Here is a 16,685-nt window from a genome sequence, read left to right as displayed (position 1 = left end):
TGACCACTCATGGCGGGTTCGCGGGCAGGGTGAGGGTGAGGACGGCTCCCCCGTCCGGGGCGTTGCGCGCGGTGAGGGTGCCGCCGTGCAGGTGGGCGTTCTCGGTGGCGATGGCCAGGCCGAGGCCGCTGCCGTCTGACCGGGCGCGGGCGCTGTCGGCCTTGGTGAACCGGTCGAAGACATGGGGCAGGAGGTCGGCGGGGATGCCGGGCCCGTCGTCGGAGACGGTGACGACGAGGCTGCCGGCCTCGGCCCGCACCCGGACGAGCACCGACACCTCGGGGCCGCCGTGCCGCAGCGCGTTGCCGGCGAGGTTGGCGAGGATGACGTCGGCGCGGCGCGGGTCGAGGCGGGCGCGCAGCCCCTGCGGGACGTCGGCGCGGACCCGGTCCTGCCAGTGCCGCAGCGCGAGCGTCTTGGTGACGAACTCGGCCACGTCCACCTCGTCGAGGTTCAGCACGGCGGCGCCGGCGTCGAAGCGTGACACCTCGATCAGGTCCTCGACCAGGCGGGTGAGCTTGCGGGTCTCGCCGGAGACCAGCTGCAGCGCCTCGGCGGTGAGCGGCGCGAGCCGGCCGGAGGCGGCGTCGGCGTCGAGCACCTCGGTGACGGCGCTCATGGCCGCCAGTGGCGTGCGCAGCTCGTGGGAGACGTCGGCGGCGAACCGCCGGGCCCGCACCTCCATGGCGCGCAGGGCCGCGGCGTCCGCCTGGAGCGTGGCCGCCATGGTGTTGAAGGTGCGGCCGAGGTCGGCGAGCTCGTCGTCGCCGGTGACGGTCACCCGCGTGTCCAGGCCGCCGCCCGCCATCCGCTCGGCGGCCGTACGGAGCCTGCGTACCGGCCTGAGCAGCCGGCGCGCGGCCAGCAGCGCGACGGCGACGGAGGCCAGGACGACGGGCAGCGCGCCGGCGCGGGCGGCGGCGGCCAGGGCGTCCACGTCCTGCTGCTGGGAGGCCAGCGAGAAGGAGGCGTAGACGACGAGCGGCGGCGGGCCGTCCGGGCGGGCGGCGGCGGTGACGGGCAGCGCCACGGCCAGCCAGGGTGTCTGCCCGTGGTGGAAGCGCTGGGCCAGCGCGGTGGCCGCCGTGGCCGCCTCGGCACGCAGGCTCGCGGGCACCGGCGGCGCCTGCGCTCCCGCGGCGACGAGCGGGCCGCCGCGGTAGGACAGCGCGGTGCGCCGGCCGCGCGGGCCCGCCGCCCGGTCGAGCTGCAGCGCCAGCGTCCGCAGGTCCGCCTCGCCGGGATCGGCGGGCAGGTCGGGCGCCAGCGAGTCGAGGTGGACGCGCAGCTCCTGGAGCGCGTCGGCCTGGGCGCGCGCCACGATCGCGCTCTGCCCCTGCCGGAACGTGAAAGCGGCGGCCGTCAGCGCGCTCAGCGCCGAGACCAGCAGGAACACCAGCACGAGCTGCGCCCGCAGGCCCCGCACCAGGGACGGCCGGATCACAGCGGGCCGAACCGGTAGCCGAAGCCGCGCACGGTCTGGATGTAGCGGGGGTTGCGGGAATCGTCCTCGATCTTGGCGCGCAGCCGCATCACGCACGCGTCCACCAGCCGGTAGTCGCCGTGGAAGCTGTGCTCCCACACCTGCTCCAGGAGTTGCTGGCGGCTGAAGGTCTGCTCGGGCGCGGCCGACAGGAACAGCAGCAGCTTCAGCTCCGCCGGCGCCAGCGCGAGCTGCGTGCCGTGCTTGAGCACGCGCAGGGAGACCCGGTCGACCAGCAGGTCGCCGTGGGTGGTGCGGGCCTGCGCGGAGGAGGCGGGCGCGGCGGTGCGGCGCAGCACGGCACGCATGCGGGCCTCGATGACCTCGCTGCTGGCCGGCTTGATCACGTAGTCGTCGGCGCCCGCCTCCAGGCCCACGACGATGTCCACGTCGTCGTCGCGGGCGGACAGGATCACGATGGGCACCTGGCTGAACGCGCGGATGCGGCGGCAGGTCTCCAGCCCGCTCATGCCGGGCAGCATCAGGTCGAGCAGCACGATGTCGGGGGCGCTCGCGACGAGCTCGGCCAGGCCGTCCTCGCCGGTCGCGACGAGCAGCGTCTCGTGGCCGCGGTGGCGCAGGCCGAGGCTCACGCCCCGGCGGACGGCGGGGTCGTCCTCGATCACCAGCACCCGGGTCACGAGAAGCCTCCCTCGCCGGCGGGGACGGCCGATCCGCTCTCGTCGCACCTCACCGGCCAGGGGCCGCCCGTCATGCCGGGCTCGTACACCTCGATGACGGGGGCGCCGCCGGCGCCGGCGGCGGCCGTGCAGACGAGCTGGCTCACCGCCACCGGACGCAGGTCGCGGACCAGCCAGGGGAGGCGGAGCTCGACCCGGCCGTCCGCCGTCCGGGCCCGCACTCTCTGGGACGCCCGGGGCAGCTCGGTGGCCAGGCCGCGCCGGCGTTCGTCCGCCGTGGGGCCTGCCAGCAGCGCGTCCATGGCGGGTTGCAGGCGGTCCCCGGCCGGTGCCGGGCGGGAGACCGGCCAGGTGCCCTCCTGGGTGACAAAGTACACCCGCAGCAGGTCGCCGCTGCCGGCGGTCAGGCCGCCCCGGGCCGGCTCTCCCGCGGGCAGCACCCCGGTGTCGGCGATCCCGCAACCCGCCAGCGCCACCACCGCGGCCAGTACGGCCGCCACGCGCCGGGGTGTGCCTGGCATGTGCTCGTTTCTCCTTTTCGGCATGCTGTCTCCGGTCACGGCGGGCCGAGCCTGCTCACGTCGACCGTCCCCGCGCCCGGCTCCGGCCGGGGGATCGCGGCCCACAGCCCGGCCGCCGTCACGGCGGTGACGGCCAGGGCCGCCCAGCCGCGCCGGCCGGTGGCCCAGCGGGCGCGCTGCCGTACCGGGTCCTCGACGGCGGCCTTCGAGACTACCGCAGCCAGCAGCGACAGCCCGATGGCGGCGGACGTCCAGGCCCACGAGCCGGTCGCCGGCCGGGGCAGCAGCAGGTAGACCGGCCAGTGCCACAGGTACAGGCCGTAGGACAGCTCGCCCAGCCGGCGCGGTACGGCGCTGCCGAGCGCCCGGCCCGCGAGCCCGCCCGGGCGGTGGGCCAGCAGCGCGATCAGCACCGCGCAGGCCAGGGAGTGCGCGAACATCCCGCCCTGGAACAGGCCGGGGGCCTTCTCCCCGTCGGTCAGCAGCCATGAGACCGTCAGGCCCCCCAGCAGCAGGGCGCACAGGACGTCCATGGCCTTGCGCGGCAGGGCGGCCACAGCGTCCCTGACGGGCGCGGTGGCAGCGGCGGCGCCGAGGAGGAGGGAGAACGCGCGGGTGTCCGTGCCCTCGTAGGCGCGGGTCGTGTCCACGGCCGCTCCCAGCTCGATCATGAGCAGGAGAGACCCGATCGCGCCGGCCACCGCGACGAGCGCGACCCGGCGGGGCCCGCCCGGCCCCCGTCCGGCGAGCATCACGATCAGGGGCCAGGCCAGGTAGAACTGCCATTCGACGCCGATGCTCCACAGGTGGGCGAACAGGCGGGTGCCCGAGGCGTTCCAGTAGCCGAGCTGCTCTCCGATGTAGTGCCAGTTCACGCTCTGGGCGGCGACCCACGGCGCGTCCGAGAGGGCGGGGCCGAGCAGGTCCGGCCTGGCGCACGCCCAGGCCAGCAGCAGTGCCGACAGGACCACGACGGTCAGCGCGGGCAGCAGCCGGCGGGCCCGGCGGCCCCAGAACGCCGCCAGGTCGAGCCGGCCCCGCTTGCCGAGCTCCGCGAGCAGCAGGCCGGTGATCAGGAAGCCGGACAGGACGAAGAACAGGTCCACGCCCAGGAACCCGCCGCGCAGGTGCCCGGCGTGGAACAGCAGGACCGCGGCGACGGCCAGCCCGCGCAGTCCGTCGAGCGCGCCGACGCGTTCCGGACGGGAACCGGACGCGGGCGAACCGGCGCGGCCCCGGTGTGGGGCCGGCTCCGGCGGGCCGTCGAGGGCGGCGTGGGAGGGGGGCCGCATCAGCCGCAGCCGAGCTTGGCGTAGCGTTCGTCGCCGGTCCACGGCCCGGTGGCCCAGGTGGCGGGGGCGGCCGGGGTGAAGCCGGTGAGCTCGCCGAGCCGCTTGGCGAACCAGGTGGCGAAGGCGGCCGCCCCCTGCTGGCAGGAGTGGATGCCGTCCTTGGAGCGCTGGGCCTTGGCGGCGGCGTGGTCGTTCCCCCACAGCTCGGCCGCGTCCAGGTAGCGGGCGTGCGCGCCCGCGGCGGCCTTGGCGGCCATCGCGGGGGCGCTCCTGATGGCGCGCTCGTGCGGCTGGAAGAACTCGTCGATCTTGAACGGCGGCGCGGACACCAGCACGAGCCGGGCACCGGCGTCCTCGGCCGACCGGGCGAGCTTCCGGTAGGCCGACAGTTGCTGGGCGGGGGTGCCCCAGTCGTAGCCGGTGATCTGGTAGGCCACCACGGTCGGGCGGAAGGAGGCGAGGTTCTCGCGCAGCGCCTTCCAGGTGTCCCCGGCCACCTTGGCCGTCACTTCGTGGTCGCCGGCGACGACGTTGCCGCCGCCGTCGGACGCGGCGTTCTTGAAGGCCACGCCGCCGGCCTCCAGCGCCGCTTCCAGTGCCGGGGCCTGCGCGCCCGCGATGGAGTCGCCCATCCACAACACCCTGACGCCGGTTTCCGGCACCGCCTGCCTGTCCGCCGCGGAGGTGGCGGCCGAGCCGCACCCCGCGAGCGCGGCCACGGCCAGGACGGCCAGGGGGATGCGGGGAGAGAAGTTCGTCGATCGCATGACGCTCAGGCAACCAGGCGGATCCCCCGCCCGGCCGCGCCGTCATCGTTTCATCACATGATGCGGGAGCGGCCGTCACGAAGCCTCGCCACACCCTGTCAGGCGTCGCCGGCGGCGTCCGATCCGGTGTGCTGCTTGCGCAGCCGCCAGGCGGCCTGGGCGCCGAGGCTGGTGTCGATGTGCTCGCGCATGACGGCGGCGGCCGAGTCGGCGTCGCCCGCGATGACGTACTCCAGCAGGGCCTCGTGCTCGGCGGCCTTGCGGTCGCGGGCCGCCTGGCCGCGCTCGACCTCCAGGGCCAGGCGGCGGTAGCGGTCGGCCTTGTCCCACAGGCCGTCGAGGGTCTGGATGAGCAGGTCGTTGTGCGAGGCGGTGTAGAGGGCCGTGTGGAACTTGCGGTGCGCGACCAGCTGCTCGTACGCGGGGTTGCCCGGCAGCGGTTTGAGGCCCTCCAGCGCGGCGCGCATGGCGGCGATGTCGGCCTTGGTACGGCGCTCGGCGGCCAGCGCGACGGCGAGCGGGTCGAGGCTGCGGCGCAGCTCCAGCAGGTCGCGGGCCTCCTCGGCGGCCAGGGGCGCGACGCGGGCGTCGCGGTGGGCGTCCAGCTCGACCAGCCCCTCGCTCTTGAGCCGGCGCAGCGCCTCGCGCAGCGGGGTGGTGCTGATCCCGATCTCGCGGGCGAGCTGGGCCTGCGCGATGACGGAGCCGGGGTGCAGGGTGCCGGACAGGATCAGCTCCTTGACCCTGAGATAGGCGTAGTCCGCCTTGGTCGTGTAGAGCTCCGCCGCTGGTTCGCTCATCGCCGTCCTGTCCCGTCGTCCGATGACGGTTATAACCTACACCGATCTCCTGCCAGATCGGCAAGCCGCTGAGGAACGAGGCCAAGGAGATGCCCGGACTGCCGTAACGCCTATAAGGCGTCCAAGACGCTTAAAGGCGTTACATTCCCCGGAAACGGAGCCTTGATGTCATAGGTTATAGCGAAGCAGAGCGTGCGGCATCGCAGGCGACGGGCCGGTTCCTCTCACCTGGCCTAGGAGGGAGCCACATGTTCACCTTCCACCCCCCCGTTCCGCGCCGTCGGCGCCGCCGCACTCGCGCTCGGCCTGCTCACGGCATGTGGCAGGCGTAGGAACCGCCGCCGCGCAGTGGCTAAGCTGCGCGCATGGCACGCGTTCTCCTCTTGCACTCCATGTACGGCCTGCGCCCCGCCGTCCACCAGGCGGCCGACAGGCTGCGGGCGGCCGGGCACGAGGTGCACGTCCCCGACCTGTACGGCGGCCGGGTCGCCGGCACGGCCGAGGAGGGCATCGCGATCAAGGAGGAGATCGGCCGTGACGAGCTGCTGAAGCGGGCCGTGGCCGCGGCCGCCCCGCTGTCCGACGAGCGGCTGGTCTACGCGGGCTTCTCGCTCGGCGCGGCCATCGCGCAGAACCTCGCCCTGGGCGACGAGCGCTGCCTCGGCCTGCTGCTGATGCACGGCACCTCCGACCTGGCCGAGGGCGTCGCGGCCGACGACCTGCCCGTCCAGCTGCACGTCGCCGACCCCGACATGTACGAGACCGCCGACTGGCTGAACTCCTGGTACCTCGGCATGCGCCGGGCCAGGGCCGACGTGGAGGTCTTCCGCTACCCCGGCGTGGGGCACCTGTTCACCGACCCCGGCCTGCCCGACTACGACGCCGAGGCCGCCGAGCGGGCCTGGGCGATCGCCCTGGACTTCGTCGCCGGCCTGTGATCCGTCCTTCGGCGGAGGAGCGGCGGCGGGCGGCGGGCGGGAGCTGCCGAACGGCGGATGGGCGCGGCCGCCGCCCGGCCCGAGGCTTGAGCCATGAGGAAGATCATGGCGAGCTGGCCCCGCTGGGCCGGGTACGCGGCGGCCTGCTGGTCGCTGGCTTACGGAGCGCTCGGGCTGTTCTGGGCGCTCGGCGGCGAAGGGTTCCCCTTCGGCAGGACGGACCCCGACTGGGAGCCCGGGCTCTCGGTGCTCGGGGACGCGACGAGGGACGTGGCGGCGCCGCTGATCGCGATGCTCGGCGCGCTGGGGGCGGCCGCCGGGCTGGCGATCGCGCGAGGGGTGCGGCGGGGACGGCCCCTGCTGCTCGGGTTCGCGTGGGCGGCGGCGGCCGGGCTGACCGTGGTGGTGCCCGACAACCGGGTGCTGATGCTGGTGGCGTACGCGCCGCTGCTGGTGGTGTTCGCCTTCACCGGCGTGCCGGGCGGGCAGCCGATGTCGGAGCTGGTGCCGTGGTCGCGGGTCAACCTGTTCATCGTGCTGGCGGGCGGGCTGCTGTGGGCGCTGGCCTCCCTGGCCCACCAGCGGCGCACGGCGGGCAGGTGCGTGGCCTGCGGCCGGGGCGGGCACCGTACGGCGCGCTGGGCCACGCCGGCGGCGGCGCGGCGCTGGGGGCTGTGGGCGGTGGTGGTCGCGGCGGCCATCCCCGCCATGTACGACGCCAGCCGCTTCGCCTGGGCGGCGGGCATCCCGCTGGGGATCACCGAGGAGTTCTGGCGGTGGCTGGACGAGTCGGGGCTGCGCTGGGCCGGGCTGTTCCTGAGCCTGATGGGGCTGGGAGGGGCGATCCTCACGCTCGGGCTGGTGCAGCGGTGGGGGGAGGTCTACCCGCGGTGGATCTGGTTCAGGGCGGGCCGGCCGGTGCCGCCGATGCTGGCCGTCGTGCCCGCCTCGATCGTGTCGGTGATCGTGCTGTCCGGAGGGCTGACCTTCTGGCGGCTGCGCATGGTGCACGACTACGAGTGGGAGATGTGGGCGACCTGGGCGCCGTCGCTGGTGTGGCCGCTGTGGGGGGTCGCGCTGGCCGCCGCGACCCTCGCGTACCACCTGCGCCGCCGCGGCGCCTGCCGGTCGTGCGGGCGCGGCGGGCCGCTGGAGGCCCAGCCGGAACCTGTGCGCGGCTAGGGCCGGAGACCCCTCATGACTAGGGACGGAGGCCGGCGGTTCGCGGCGGCCGGTCGGTGGGTCACGGAGGGCGGTCGGCGGGTCACGGCGGGCGGGGTGGCGGGGGTCGCCGGGGCCGTCTCGCTCGCTGTCACGCTGGCGCACCCGCTGACGGGGAGGGCGTCCGTGAACGCCCTGGCGATGGTGGCCGAGGTGTCGGTGCTGCTGGTGCTCACCGTCGTCACCGTCCGGCGCTCCCCCGCACGCCAGGCGGCCGTCGCCGCGACGCTGAGCGGCTCGGCGGTGGCGTTCATCCTGCTGCGTGCCGTGTGGCAGGGCCCGCCGCAACTGGCGTTCGGCGCGTGCGCGGCGTGGGCGCTCGGCGCGGTGGCGGCCACGGGGGTCGGGCTCTACCTGCGCAGGCTGGACGACAACCGGCGGCGCGCGGTCGAGGAGGCCACCCGGGCGCAGCGGCTCGGGCTGGCCCGCGACCTGCACGACTTCGTCGCCCACGACGTCAACGGCATGCTGGTGCAGGCCCAGGCCGCCCGGGTGGTGGCGGGCGAGCTGCCGGAGCCGGTCGCCGACGCGCTGCGGCGCATCGAGGAGGCAGGGCAGCGGGCGCTGGCCTCGCTCGACCGTACGGTGCACGCGCTGGGCGAGCGGGGGCCGGGGATCGAGGGGCTGGCGCGGCTGGCCGACGCGTTCTCGCCGGGCGTGCGGGTGGACCTGCACGTCGAGCCGGGCCCGGCGCCGCGGCAGGAGGTCTCGTCCCTGGCCTACCGCGTGGTGGCCGAGGCGCTCACGAACGTGCGCAGGCACGCCCCGCGTGCCACCATCGTGGCGGTGGAGATCGGTGAGAAGGGCGGTGTCCTGCGGGTGCGGGTGGCGGACGACGGCGGCGGCAGCTCGCCGAGCACCAGGGCCGGCGGCTTCGGCCTGGCCGGCCTGGGCGACCTGCTGGAGGCGCGCGGCGGACGGCTGACGGCCGGCCCGCACGGGCCCGGCTGGCAGGTCGTCGCGGAGATCCCGGCTTGACGACGCGGATCCTGCTGGCCGACGACCAGGAGGACGTGCGGATCGGCTTCCGGCTCATCCTCGACGCCCAGCCGGACATGACCGTGGTGGGTGAGGCCGCCGACGGCGCGCGGGCGGTCGAGCTGGCCCGCCACCTGCGCCCCGACGTGGTGCTCGCCGACGTCCGCATGCCGGGGCTGGACGGGCTGGAGGTCACCAGGCGGCTCGCCGCCGAGACCCGCGTGATCGTCGTGACCACGTTCGACCTGGACGAGTACGTCCACACCGCCCTGCGCGAGGGCGCCTGCGGCTTCCTGCTCAAGCGTTCGGGCCCCGCGCTGCTGGTGGAGGCCGTCCGCGCGGCGATGGCCGGCGACACGCTGATCAGCCCGCAGGTGACCGTACGCCTGCTCGCGGGCCTGACCCGCCGGCCACCGCCGCCGCTGGACGACCCGCTCACCGCCCGCGAGCTGGAGATCGCCCGCCTGGTGGCGCGCGGCCACACCAACGCCCGCATCGCCGCCGAGCTGACCATCAGCGCGGGCACCGTGAAGACGCATGTCGCCCACATCCAGCGCAAGGTGGGCGCCGCCAACCGGGTCGGCATCGCCGCCTGGGCGTGGAGCAGCGGCCAGGTGACCTGACGAGGGAGAGGACCGCAGGATGATCGAGACGGCCGACCACGGCGGCATCGCCGTGCTGACCCTGGCCAACGGCCCGGTGAACGCCCTGGACCTGGAGGTGCTGACCGCCGTCCCCGAGGTGCTGGACAGCGTGGCGGACGCCCGCGCCGTCGTGCTGACGGGCGCCGGCCGGGCCTTCTCGGCGGGCGTGGACCTGAAGCGGATCGTGGAGGGCGGTCCCGGATACGTCGAGCGGTTCCTGCCGGCGCTCAGCTCGGCGGTGCTCGCCCTGTTCGGCCGGCCGGAACCCGTCGTGGCCGCCGTGAACGGGCACGCCCTGGCCGGCGGGTGCGTGCTGGCCGCCGCCTGCGACGTCCGGCTGATGTCGGGCGGCACCATCGGCCTGACCGAGCTGGCGGCGGGCGTGCCGTTCCCGACGGTGCCCCTGGAGGTCATGCGCCACGCGGTCGGCCCGGCGCTCGACACGATGGTGCTCGGGGCCGGCCGGCTGGACCCCGGCCAGGCCGTCGCGATCGGCCTGGTGCACGAGGTCGTCGAGCCCGACCGGCTGCTCGCTCAGGCGCTGCGGCGCGCCGAGGCGCTGTGCGCGGTCCCGCCGGACGTGTACGCCTTCTCCAAGCGGCAGCTCCACGCGCCGGCGCTCGAACGCGTCCGAGCCGCGCGGGAATCGGACGATCCCGAGGTGCTGAGGATGTGGAGCTCCGAGCGGACGCACACGATCCTGCGCGGCTACCTCGACTCCCTGCGCCGGTCCTGAACCGGCTCAGTAGGTGATGAACCCGTACAGCGCCAGGTGGTTCGACTTCGTGCCGCTCACCGTGTGATCGACGCTCGACGGCCGCACGGCGCCCTTGACGAACAGGTAGTCGATCTTCCTGGAGCCCATGGTGGCCTTCGCTCCGTAGCCGGTCATGCCGAAGCCGCCGAGGGTGCCGGGGGCGATGCCCGTACGGTTCGCGTCGACGCCGATCACGCGGATCGTGGAGGCGTTCATCAGGCTCGTGGCGTCGGCGCCGACGTGGAGGCCGGAGCCGCCGATGCCCGTGTCGCCCGCGCCGGCGCAGGCGTGCTGCCCGTTCTGCTCGGGCAGGTGCATGGTCGCGGCGAACACGGACGTCCCGGTCGCCTTGATCGTGAACCTCGCGGCGATGGCGCTCGTGCGCTTCCACTTGTACGCGTACGCGGCGCCGTCGTCGTTGCTCGGCGGCTTGTACAGCGTGCACCCGGCCCCGCCGTCGTAGGCCGTGCCGGGCTTGAGCCAGCCGGCGCTCCAGTACTTCGAGGTGTCACCGAGGCTGAGCGTCCTGGTGTTGTAGAGGATGGCGTTGGTCTGCTTCTTCTTCAGGTCGCCGAGCTCCGGCCGGCTGCAGTGGTGGGAGCCGCCCCACGGCTCGGGGTCGGCCCAGGCCACGATCGCCCGGTAGGTGCCGGCCGGGTGGCCGAACAGGGCCGAGAGCTGGTCGGCGTACGCGGTGGCCTGCCCGGTGCCGCGTACCTGCTGGACGATGAGCAGGTCGGGGGCCTGCACGCCGGAGGTGCCGGTCGCGCCGTTGTCGTCGACCAGCATCGAGCGCAGGTGGTCGGGGCCGGAGATGCGGGTGCAGGTGCCGTCGGCGTTGTTCCGCACCAGGTTCTCGATGTTGTTGCTGTAGACCCGTAAGACGCGGTCGGCGGCGGCCGCGGGGGCCGCCGGCGCGAGGGCGGAAAGGGCGAGCGCGACCGCGCCGATCGATCGAAGACTGGATGCCATGGTGGCAGGGTAGCCAGCCGCATGATCGGCGAGCGCGGCCTCTTGCGCCGAACACTTACCTGAACTGGCGTCTGGACACCTGTCCGGCGAAGCGATGACGGAGCCGACCCGCCGCCGGCTGTCCGGCCGGCAGGCCGACACGGTGCGCCGGCTCACCGGCGCGGCCGTCGAGGAGGTGCGGGCGGCCGGGTTCGACGGGTTCACCGTGCGCAACGTGGCGCGCCGCGCGGGGGTCGCGCCCGCCACCGCGTACACGTACTTCACCTCGAAGAACCACCTGATCGCCGAGGTGTTCTGGCGGCGGCTGCGCGCCCTGCCGCCGATCCCGCCGTCGCCCGGGGAGCCGCGCGAGCGGGTGATCGCGGTGCTGCGCGAGATCGCGCTGCTGGTCTCCGACGAGCCGGAGCTCGCCGCCGCCTGCACGGCCGCGCTGCTCGGCACCGACCCGGATGTGCGGGAGCTGCGGCTGCGCATCGGCAGGACCATCCACCGCCGCCTGCTGGCGGCGCTCGACCCCGGCGCCGAGCGCCCGACGCCGGAGCAGGCGCGGATGCTCAACGTGCTGGAGTTCGCGTACGCGGGCGCGCTCGTGCACGCGGGCATGGGTTACAGCTCTTACGCCGAGATGGCCGACCGGCTCGCCGAGGTGGCCGGGCTGCTCTTCTGAGGGGGTGGCCGCCGTGCGGGGCAGCCCGTCCTACGACCCGTACGACTACGCGATCCACGAGGACCCGTACCTGGACCCGAGCACGTGGGGCCCGGCCCCGGCACCTGGAGCCGGCCGTGGCCGCGGGCGGGTTCGACGCGGTCGCGGACTTCGCGGGCAGGCTGCCGATGGACGTCGTCTGCGAGCTGATGGGCGTGCCGGAGGCCGACCGCGACGAGCGGGTGTTCCCCGAGCCCGACTGCTACGACCTCGACCGGGACACCTCTCCGCTGATCAGCTTCGGCGGCGGCCGGCACTTCTGCCTCGGGGCCGGCCTCGGCCGGCTGGAGGCGCGGCCGGCCCCGACCGAGTTCGTCCGCCTGGTCCGGGCCTACGACGTGCACGAGGACCACGCCGTACGCGTGCACCCCGTCAACGTCAGAGGCTTCGCCGCCTTACCCGTGACCGTCACCCCCCGATAGGAGGTCCGCCTCCATGCCCCGATTCGCCCCCCACCCCGGACGCCGCCCCGCGCTCAGCTGCGCGAGATCCCGCTGCTGGAGTCGGCGGTCGAGGAGGTGCTGCGCCTGCACCCGCCGCTGATCCTGCTGCTGCGGGTCGCCAGGACGGAGCAGCAGGTGCCCGGTTACCGCATCCCGCCGCGGACCCTGGTCGGCTGCAGCCTGGCGGTCTCGAACCGCATCCCGGAGGACTTCCCGCGGCCCGACTCCTTCGACCCGTCCCGCTACGCCAGGCCGCGCGAGGAGGACCTGGTCAACCGGTGGACCTGAGTGCCGTTCGGCGCGGGCAGGCATCGCTGCGTGGGCGCGAACTTCGCGATGATCCAGCTCAAGGCGATCTTCTCGGTGCTGCCGCGGGACTGGGAGTTCGAGCCGGCCCAGCCGCCGGACTCCTACCGTGACGACCACTCCGAGATGGTCGTCCAGCTCGCCCGGCCGTGCCGGGTCCGCTACCGGAGGCGCAGATCGTGAAGCCGGAAGCCGACCTGGACCTGTGCCAGGGGCACGCCATGTGCGAGCTGGAGGCGCCGGACGTCTTCGAGGTCCCGCGCAAGGGCAAGGTCCGCGAGCTCGCCCTCGGCTCGGAGATGGGGGCCTGGCCGGCTGGTCGTACCCGTACCAGAGCATCCTCATCGACGAGCGGCAGGGGCAGGTGGTCGGCTTCTGGAAGCAGCTCGCCGACGCCCGCCGCCCTGACGGCAGCCCGTACGAGGTGCCGGGGATCGGCGGGAGCCGGTTCAGGTACGGCGGCGGCTTCCGGTGGAGCCGGCAGCGCGACTGGTTGCCGCTGTGGTGAGGGCCGCTGTGGTGAGGGCCGCTGTGGTGAGGGCCGCTGTGGTGACGGCTAGTGCGGGATGGCGTCGATGAGCTGGCGGGCGCCCTGGCGGAGCAGCGCGACGGCGACCGAGGTGCCCAGGGTGGCGGGGTCGAGCGGGCCGGCCCACTCGTGGGCGTCCAGGACCGTCTTGCCGTCGGGGCTGAAGACGCGGGCGCGCAGCGACAGGCGGCCGTCGCGTCCGGCGCGGCCGTACCCGGCGATCGGGCTGTTGCAGTGGCCCTGCAGGACGTGCAGCAGCATGCGCTCGGCCGTCACCTCGCGCCAGGTGTCGGGGTCGCCCAGGCCGGCCACGGCCTCGATGGTCTGCTCGTCGTCCTCCCGGCACTGCAGGGCGAGCACGCCCGCGCCGATCGGCGGGCACATCGTCTCCAGCGGCAGCGCCTCGGAGATGCGCTCGCGCATGCCGATGCGTTCCAGGCCGGACACGGCCAGCAGCAGCGCGTCGGCCTCGCCGGCGTCGAGCTTCTCCAGCCGGCGGTTGGCGTTGCCGCGCATCGGGACGCAGCGCAGGTGCGGGTGGGTGGAGGCGAGCTGGGCGATCCGCCGCACCGACGACGTGCCGATGCGAGTGCCCGGCGGCAGCTCGTCCAGGGTGCCGCCGCCCGGGTGCACGAGGGCGTCGCGCAGGTCGTCGCGCTTGAGGAAGGCGGCCCAGGTCGTGCCCGCGGGCAGCGGCCGGTCGGCCGGGACGTCCTTGACGCAGTGGACGGCGAGGTCGGCCTGCCCCATCAGCAGGAGCGCGTCCACCTCCTTGGTGAACGCGCCCTTGCCGCCGAGCGCCGACAGCGCGCCCTGCCACCTGTCGCCCGACGTGGTGACCGGCACGACCTCCGTGCGGATGCCCGGGTGCAGCGCGGCGAGCTCGTGGCGGACCCTCTCCACCTGGGCGAGCGCCATGGGTGACGAGCGGGTGGCGATGCGGATCAGCTCAGGGACGGCCATCCGTCGATGGTAGCCCGGTCCGGCCGTCCCCGAGGCCTCATCCGGCGGGGGCCTGGGCGAGGGAGAGGCTGTTGCCGTCCGGGTCGAGGATCTCCACGTGGCGCACGCCGTTGCCGTAGGTCTCGACGGGCTCGTGCCCGATGCCGTGCGCGGCGAGCCTGGCCAGGATGTCGTCGAGGTCGGTGACGCCGAACGTGATCATGGTGCCGCCCACCCGGGAGGCCCGCACGTCCCGGTCGTCGAGGACGAGCCACGCGTTCTCACCGACCTGCCACAGGAGCTCGTCGCCGATGATCTCGTCCGCCGGCCGCCCGAAGAACACCTCGTACCACTTCCGCGAGATCGCCAGGTCGCGCACGCACACCACGCTGTGCAGGTCCATGGATGCCGTTCCTTCCGTCGCTTCGGGGATGAGACGGCTCGCGCGGCGGAAACTCATCGGGGCGGCACGTTCGGCGTGCCGTCGCGCATCGGCGGGAAGCGGAATCGGGCCGCGGTGGTGGCGCGCCCCATCCCGGTGATCGGGGCCTCGCCGACCGGCTCGGTGGCGTCGTCGATGACGACCTCCCAGCGGCAGTGCGGCACCCTGCCGCCCGGGACGCGCGGCGGGCGGTGCACCGGGCGGCCTCCCGGCCGCACCTCGTCCCGACCGCGATCAGCGAGGGGCGGTCGAGCAGGTGGACGATGAGCGCGTACTCCCTGACCAGGCGCACCAGGGCCGCCTTCGACAGGTCCTCGAAGCGGAAGCCGGGGATCGGCACTTCGAGAGGATCGATCCGGCCGCCGAGGAGGTCATCGGCCCGGCCGCCGACGCCACGCCCGGCCTGCTCGACGCGCCCGTGGCCGATCTGGGCTGGGTCGCGACCTCGCCGAGAGCTACGCCGGGACGCGCGACCTGGGCCGGGCCGCGCCGATGGGGATCGCCAGCGACCGGCGCGTGCTGCGCGAGCCGGTGGGCGTGGTCGGCGCGATCACCCCGTGGAACTTCCCGCACCAGATCACCCTGGCCAAGCTGGGCCCCGCGCTGGCCGCGGGCAACACGGTGGTGCTCAAGCCCGCCCCGGACACCCCCTGGTGCGCGGCGGCGCTCGCCCGGCTGGTCGCCGAGGAGACCGACGTCCCGCCGGGCGTCGTGAACGTCGTCACCGGCCGCGATCACGCCCTCGGCGCGCGGCTGGCCGCGCGAGATCGCCATCTTCCTCACCCACTACGTCGGCTGGCCGCTGGGAGCCCGGCTCAGCCTGCAGATCGACACGATCGTCGCCCGGCACGAGAAGCAGGCCGCTACAGAGGAGTGACCGGGGTGGCCCGCGGCACGTACACCAGCGCGTCGTACGCCTTCGCCGGCACCATGGACACCGTGTACATCCAGCTCACAGCGCTGAACAGGGAACGGAAGCCGTCGCCGACGCTGCCCATGCGCAGCTCCGAGCCGAGCAGCCGGCGGTTGGCGGGCGTGGCCGACGCCTGCGCCAGATTCACGTAACCCAGCGGCTCGGCGCCGAACAGCCCGGCCAGGGGCGTGTCGTGGCTCACGGTGAACCGCGCGCGCCCGCCGGAGGAGTCGTCGCGGCTGAGGAAGGTGCTGGTGCCGAACTCGGTGCCGATGGCGAAGTAGTCGTCCCCGTACGTCCTGGCCAGGCGCCGCCCCATCGACTCGAAGGAGAACGCGGCCCCTGTCTTGTCGAGGTGACCGTTGTGACCGGCCAGGATGAGCTTCTGGCGGCCGCGCCCGGCGATCCACTCGACGGCCTCGGCCATCCAGGCGTCCCGCTTGCTCGCGTAGTCGAGCCCGGAGAGCCGCAGCCGCGCGCCGCGGCCGATCGTCTCCGCGTGGTGCAGCGCGACGGCGAACGACTCAGGGGAGCTGCGCTGGACGTACGCGTCCTCGTGCTCGCGCATGCGGGCGGCGATCCGCTCGGCCGCGGCGGCGCCGGCCTCGACCTTCGCCTCGTCCTGCGTGGACCTGGTGGCGTCGGTGAGGCCGGCCAGCTCCTGTCCGGCCTGCTGGGCCTGGGCGGGCTCGACCGTGGCGAGGTAGCGCAGCAGCCGCTCCTTGTTGCGGTCGTAGCGCTGCATGTCGAAGCCGTAGAGGCGGACCTTGTCGGCGTCGGCGGCGGTCGCGTTGTGGTCGTGGATCCAGCGCAGCAGGCCGGCCGTCTCGCGGGTGCGGTAGATGTCGAAACCGAGCGCGGTGGCCGCCTGCTCCGCGGTGCCCTGGCCCTTGACGACGTAGTCGTCGGCGACGGCCGTGCCGCCGAAGTCGGCCTCCAGGGCGACCGTGCGGAAGCCGTGCTCCCGTACCAGCCGCTGGATGATCAGCGTGCGGGCCTGGACGAACTCCTTGTTGCCGTGGGTGGCCTCGCCGATGCCGACCACCCGGTTGGCGGCGGCGTCGGCGAGCGGGGCCCGGTCGAGGGCGACCACGGCGCCGGAGGTCACCCCCGCGGTGTCCACGCCCCCGCAGGCGGTCGCGAGCAGCGCGAGGCCCGCGAGGGCGGCGGCGAGCCTGTGCTTGTCGAACTCGATCATGGGTCCAGTTCACCGGCGCGGCGGGGTGCCTGTCATCGGAGCCAGGTCGAGCGTGACGGGGTGCGGGTTGTAGACCCTGGGCCGCCGCCGATGTGGACCTGGGTCGTACGGATGACAGTGCCGTGACCTCCGTCAACGAAGCCGCCACACGAGAGCGGCGGCTGAGTGCGGGAGCCGTTCTCGCGGTCTGAC

Annotated in this window: 19 protein-coding genes and 2 pseudogenes; 10 read left to right on the top strand and 11 right to left on the bottom strand. The window is 74.5% G+C overall.

Annotation, left to right across the window (positions count from 1 at the left end; all coding sequences use genetic code 11):
* Positions 1–7: 7 nt before the first annotated feature.
* From HD593_RS21520 to HD593_RS21495, 6 genes are all read right to left on the bottom strand, one after another.
* Positions 8–1,444 carry a HAMP domain-containing sensor histidine kinase gene (locus HD593_RS21520; RefSeq protein WP_185103928.1) on the bottom strand — a complete coding sequence of 479 codons (1,437 nt, stop codon included), beginning with the start codon at positions 1,442–1,444 and terminating at the stop codon, positions 8–10.
* A complete protein-coding gene (locus HD593_RS21515) occupies positions 1,441–2,124 on the bottom strand; it encodes a response regulator transcription factor (protein ID WP_185103927.1) in 684 nt (227 codons plus the stop codon). Before HD593_RS21515 ends, HD593_RS21520 begins: the two co-directional genes overlap by 4 nt.
* Positions 2,121–2,645 carry a hypothetical protein gene (locus HD593_RS21510; protein WP_221526837.1) on the bottom strand — a complete coding sequence of 175 codons (525 nt, stop codon included), beginning with the start codon at positions 2,643–2,645 and terminating at the stop codon, positions 2,121–2,123. Before HD593_RS21510 ends, HD593_RS21515 begins: the two co-directional genes overlap by 4 nt.
* 35 nt (positions 2,646–2,680) lie before the next feature.
* Positions 2,681–3,937, bottom strand: coding sequence for an acyltransferase family protein (locus HD593_RS21505; protein WP_185103926.1), 1,257 nt, complete (start codon positions 3,935–3,937; stop codon positions 2,681–2,683).
* The gene (locus tag HD593_RS21500; protein WP_185103925.1) at positions 3,937–4,704 is read right to left on the bottom strand and encodes an SGNH/GDSL hydrolase family protein; all 768 of its coding nucleotides are present in this window, start codon (positions 4,702–4,704) and stop codon (positions 3,937–3,939) included. Before HD593_RS21500 ends, HD593_RS21505 begins: the two co-directional genes overlap by 1 nt.
* Positions 4,705–4,802: 98 nt before the next feature.
* Positions 4,803–5,504 carry a GntR family transcriptional regulator gene (locus HD593_RS21495; protein WP_185103924.1) on the bottom strand — a complete coding sequence of 234 codons (702 nt, stop codon included), beginning with the start codon at positions 5,502–5,504 and terminating at the stop codon, positions 4,803–4,805.
* Between the two features lie 365 nt (positions 5,505–5,869).
* On the opposite strand from HD593_RS21495, the gene HD593_RS21490 reads away from it, so the two are divergent.
* The 5 genes from HD593_RS21490 (at position 5,870) to HD593_RS21470 (ending at position 10,021) form a co-directional block, all read left to right on the top strand.
* Positions 5,870–6,442 carry a dienelactone hydrolase family protein gene (locus tag HD593_RS21490; protein WP_185103923.1) on the top strand — a complete coding sequence of 191 codons (573 nt, stop codon included), beginning with the start codon at positions 5,870–5,872 and terminating at the stop codon, positions 6,440–6,442.
* Positions 6,443–6,535: 93 nt separating this feature from the next.
* The gene (locus HD593_RS21485) at positions 6,536–7,624 is read left to right on the top strand and encodes an NYN domain-containing protein (protein WP_185103922.1); all 1,089 of its coding nucleotides are present in this window, start codon (positions 6,536–6,538) and stop codon (positions 7,622–7,624) included.
* A gap of 15 nt (positions 7,625–7,639) precedes the next feature.
* The gene (locus HD593_RS21480) at positions 7,640–8,641 is read left to right on the top strand and encodes a sensor histidine kinase (protein ID WP_185103921.1); all 1,002 of its coding nucleotides are present in this window, start codon (positions 7,640–7,642) and stop codon (positions 8,639–8,641) included.
* Positions 8,638–9,264, top strand: a complete 627-nt coding sequence (locus tag HD593_RS21475; protein WP_185103920.1) for a response regulator — start codon at positions 8,638–8,640, stop codon at positions 9,262–9,264. The genes HD593_RS21480 and HD593_RS21475 overlap by 4 nt, the downstream gene beginning before the upstream one ends.
* Before the next feature lie 19 nt (positions 9,265–9,283).
* Positions 9,284–10,021, top strand: coding sequence for an enoyl-CoA hydratase/isomerase family protein (locus HD593_RS21470; RefSeq protein WP_185103919.1), 738 nt, complete (start codon positions 9,284–9,286; stop codon positions 10,019–10,021).
* A gap of 6 nt (positions 10,022–10,027) precedes the next feature.
* Here the strand turns inward: HD593_RS21470 and HD593_RS21465 are convergent, their stop codons facing one another.
* Positions 10,028–11,014: a hypothetical protein gene (locus tag HD593_RS21465; protein WP_185103918.1), complete on the bottom strand. Its 987-nt coding sequence runs from the start codon at positions 11,012–11,014 to the stop codon at positions 10,028–10,030.
* Positions 11,015–11,108: 94 nt separating this feature from the next.
* Here HD593_RS21465 and HD593_RS21460 point away from each other — a divergent pair, with 94 nt between their 5' ends.
* The 4 genes and pseudogenes from HD593_RS21460 (at position 11,109) to HD593_RS21440 (ending at position 12,977) form a co-directional block, all read left to right on the top strand.
* Positions 11,109–11,681 (top strand): TetR/AcrR family transcriptional regulator, encoded by a 573-nt coding sequence (locus tag HD593_RS21460; protein WP_185103917.1) that lies wholly within the window; start codon positions 11,109–11,111, stop codon positions 11,679–11,681.
* A gap of 116 nt (positions 11,682–11,797) precedes the next feature.
* On the top strand, positions 11,798–12,142 hold the full coding sequence (locus tag HD593_RS21455) for a cytochrome P450 (RefSeq protein ID WP_185103916.1): 345 nt from the start codon (positions 11,798–11,800) through the stop codon (positions 12,140–12,142).
* A gap of 21 nt (positions 12,143–12,163) precedes the next feature.
* Positions 12,164–12,652 (top strand): annotated as a pseudogene (locus tag HD593_RS21450) (cytochrome P450).
* A 181-nt stretch (positions 12,653–12,833) separates the two neighbouring features.
* A complete protein-coding gene (locus HD593_RS21440; protein ID WP_185112770.1) occupies positions 12,834–12,977 on the top strand; it encodes a hypothetical protein in 144 nt (47 codons plus the stop codon).
* Positions 12,978–13,025: 48 nt separating this feature from the next.
* On the opposite strand, the gene hemC is transcribed toward HD593_RS21440, so the two are convergent.
* The 3 genes from hemC to HD593_RS21425 are packed head-to-tail and all read right to left on the bottom strand — an operon-like array spanning position 13,026 to position 14,579.
* Positions 13,026–13,961: a hydroxymethylbilane synthase gene (gene hemC / locus HD593_RS21435; RefSeq protein WP_185103915.1), complete on the bottom strand. Its 936-nt coding sequence runs from the start codon at positions 13,959–13,961 to the stop codon at positions 13,026–13,028.
* A gap of 37 nt (positions 13,962–13,998) precedes the next feature.
* Positions 13,999–14,343 (bottom strand): VOC family protein, encoded by a 345-nt coding sequence (locus HD593_RS21430; protein WP_185103914.1) that lies wholly within the window; start codon positions 14,341–14,343, stop codon positions 13,999–14,001.
* Between the two features lie 53 nt (positions 14,344–14,396).
* A complete protein-coding gene (locus tag HD593_RS21425) occupies positions 14,397–14,579 on the bottom strand; it encodes a hypothetical protein (protein WP_185103913.1) in 183 nt (60 codons plus the stop codon).
* 295 nt (positions 14,580–14,874) lie between these two features.
* Here HD593_RS21425 and HD593_RS21420 point away from each other — a divergent pair.
* Positions 14,875–15,087, top strand: a pseudogene (locus HD593_RS21420) (aldehyde dehydrogenase family protein); the annotation flags it as partial.
* Positions 15,088–15,245: 158 nt separating this feature from the next.
* On the opposite strand, the gene HD593_RS21415 reads toward HD593_RS21420, so the two are convergent.
* On the bottom strand, positions 15,246–16,493 hold the full coding sequence (locus HD593_RS21415; protein WP_185103912.1) for an erythromycin esterase family protein: 1,248 nt from the start codon (positions 16,491–16,493) through the stop codon (positions 15,246–15,248).
* Positions 16,494–16,685: the final 192 nt, after the last annotated feature.

The sequence above is a fragment of the Nonomuraea rubra genome (assembly GCF_014207985.1).
Taxonomy (GTDB): domain Bacteria; phylum Actinomycetota; class Actinomycetes; order Streptosporangiales; family Streptosporangiaceae; genus Nonomuraea; species Nonomuraea rubra.
This window is presented reverse-complemented; position numbering and strand designations above follow the sequence as displayed.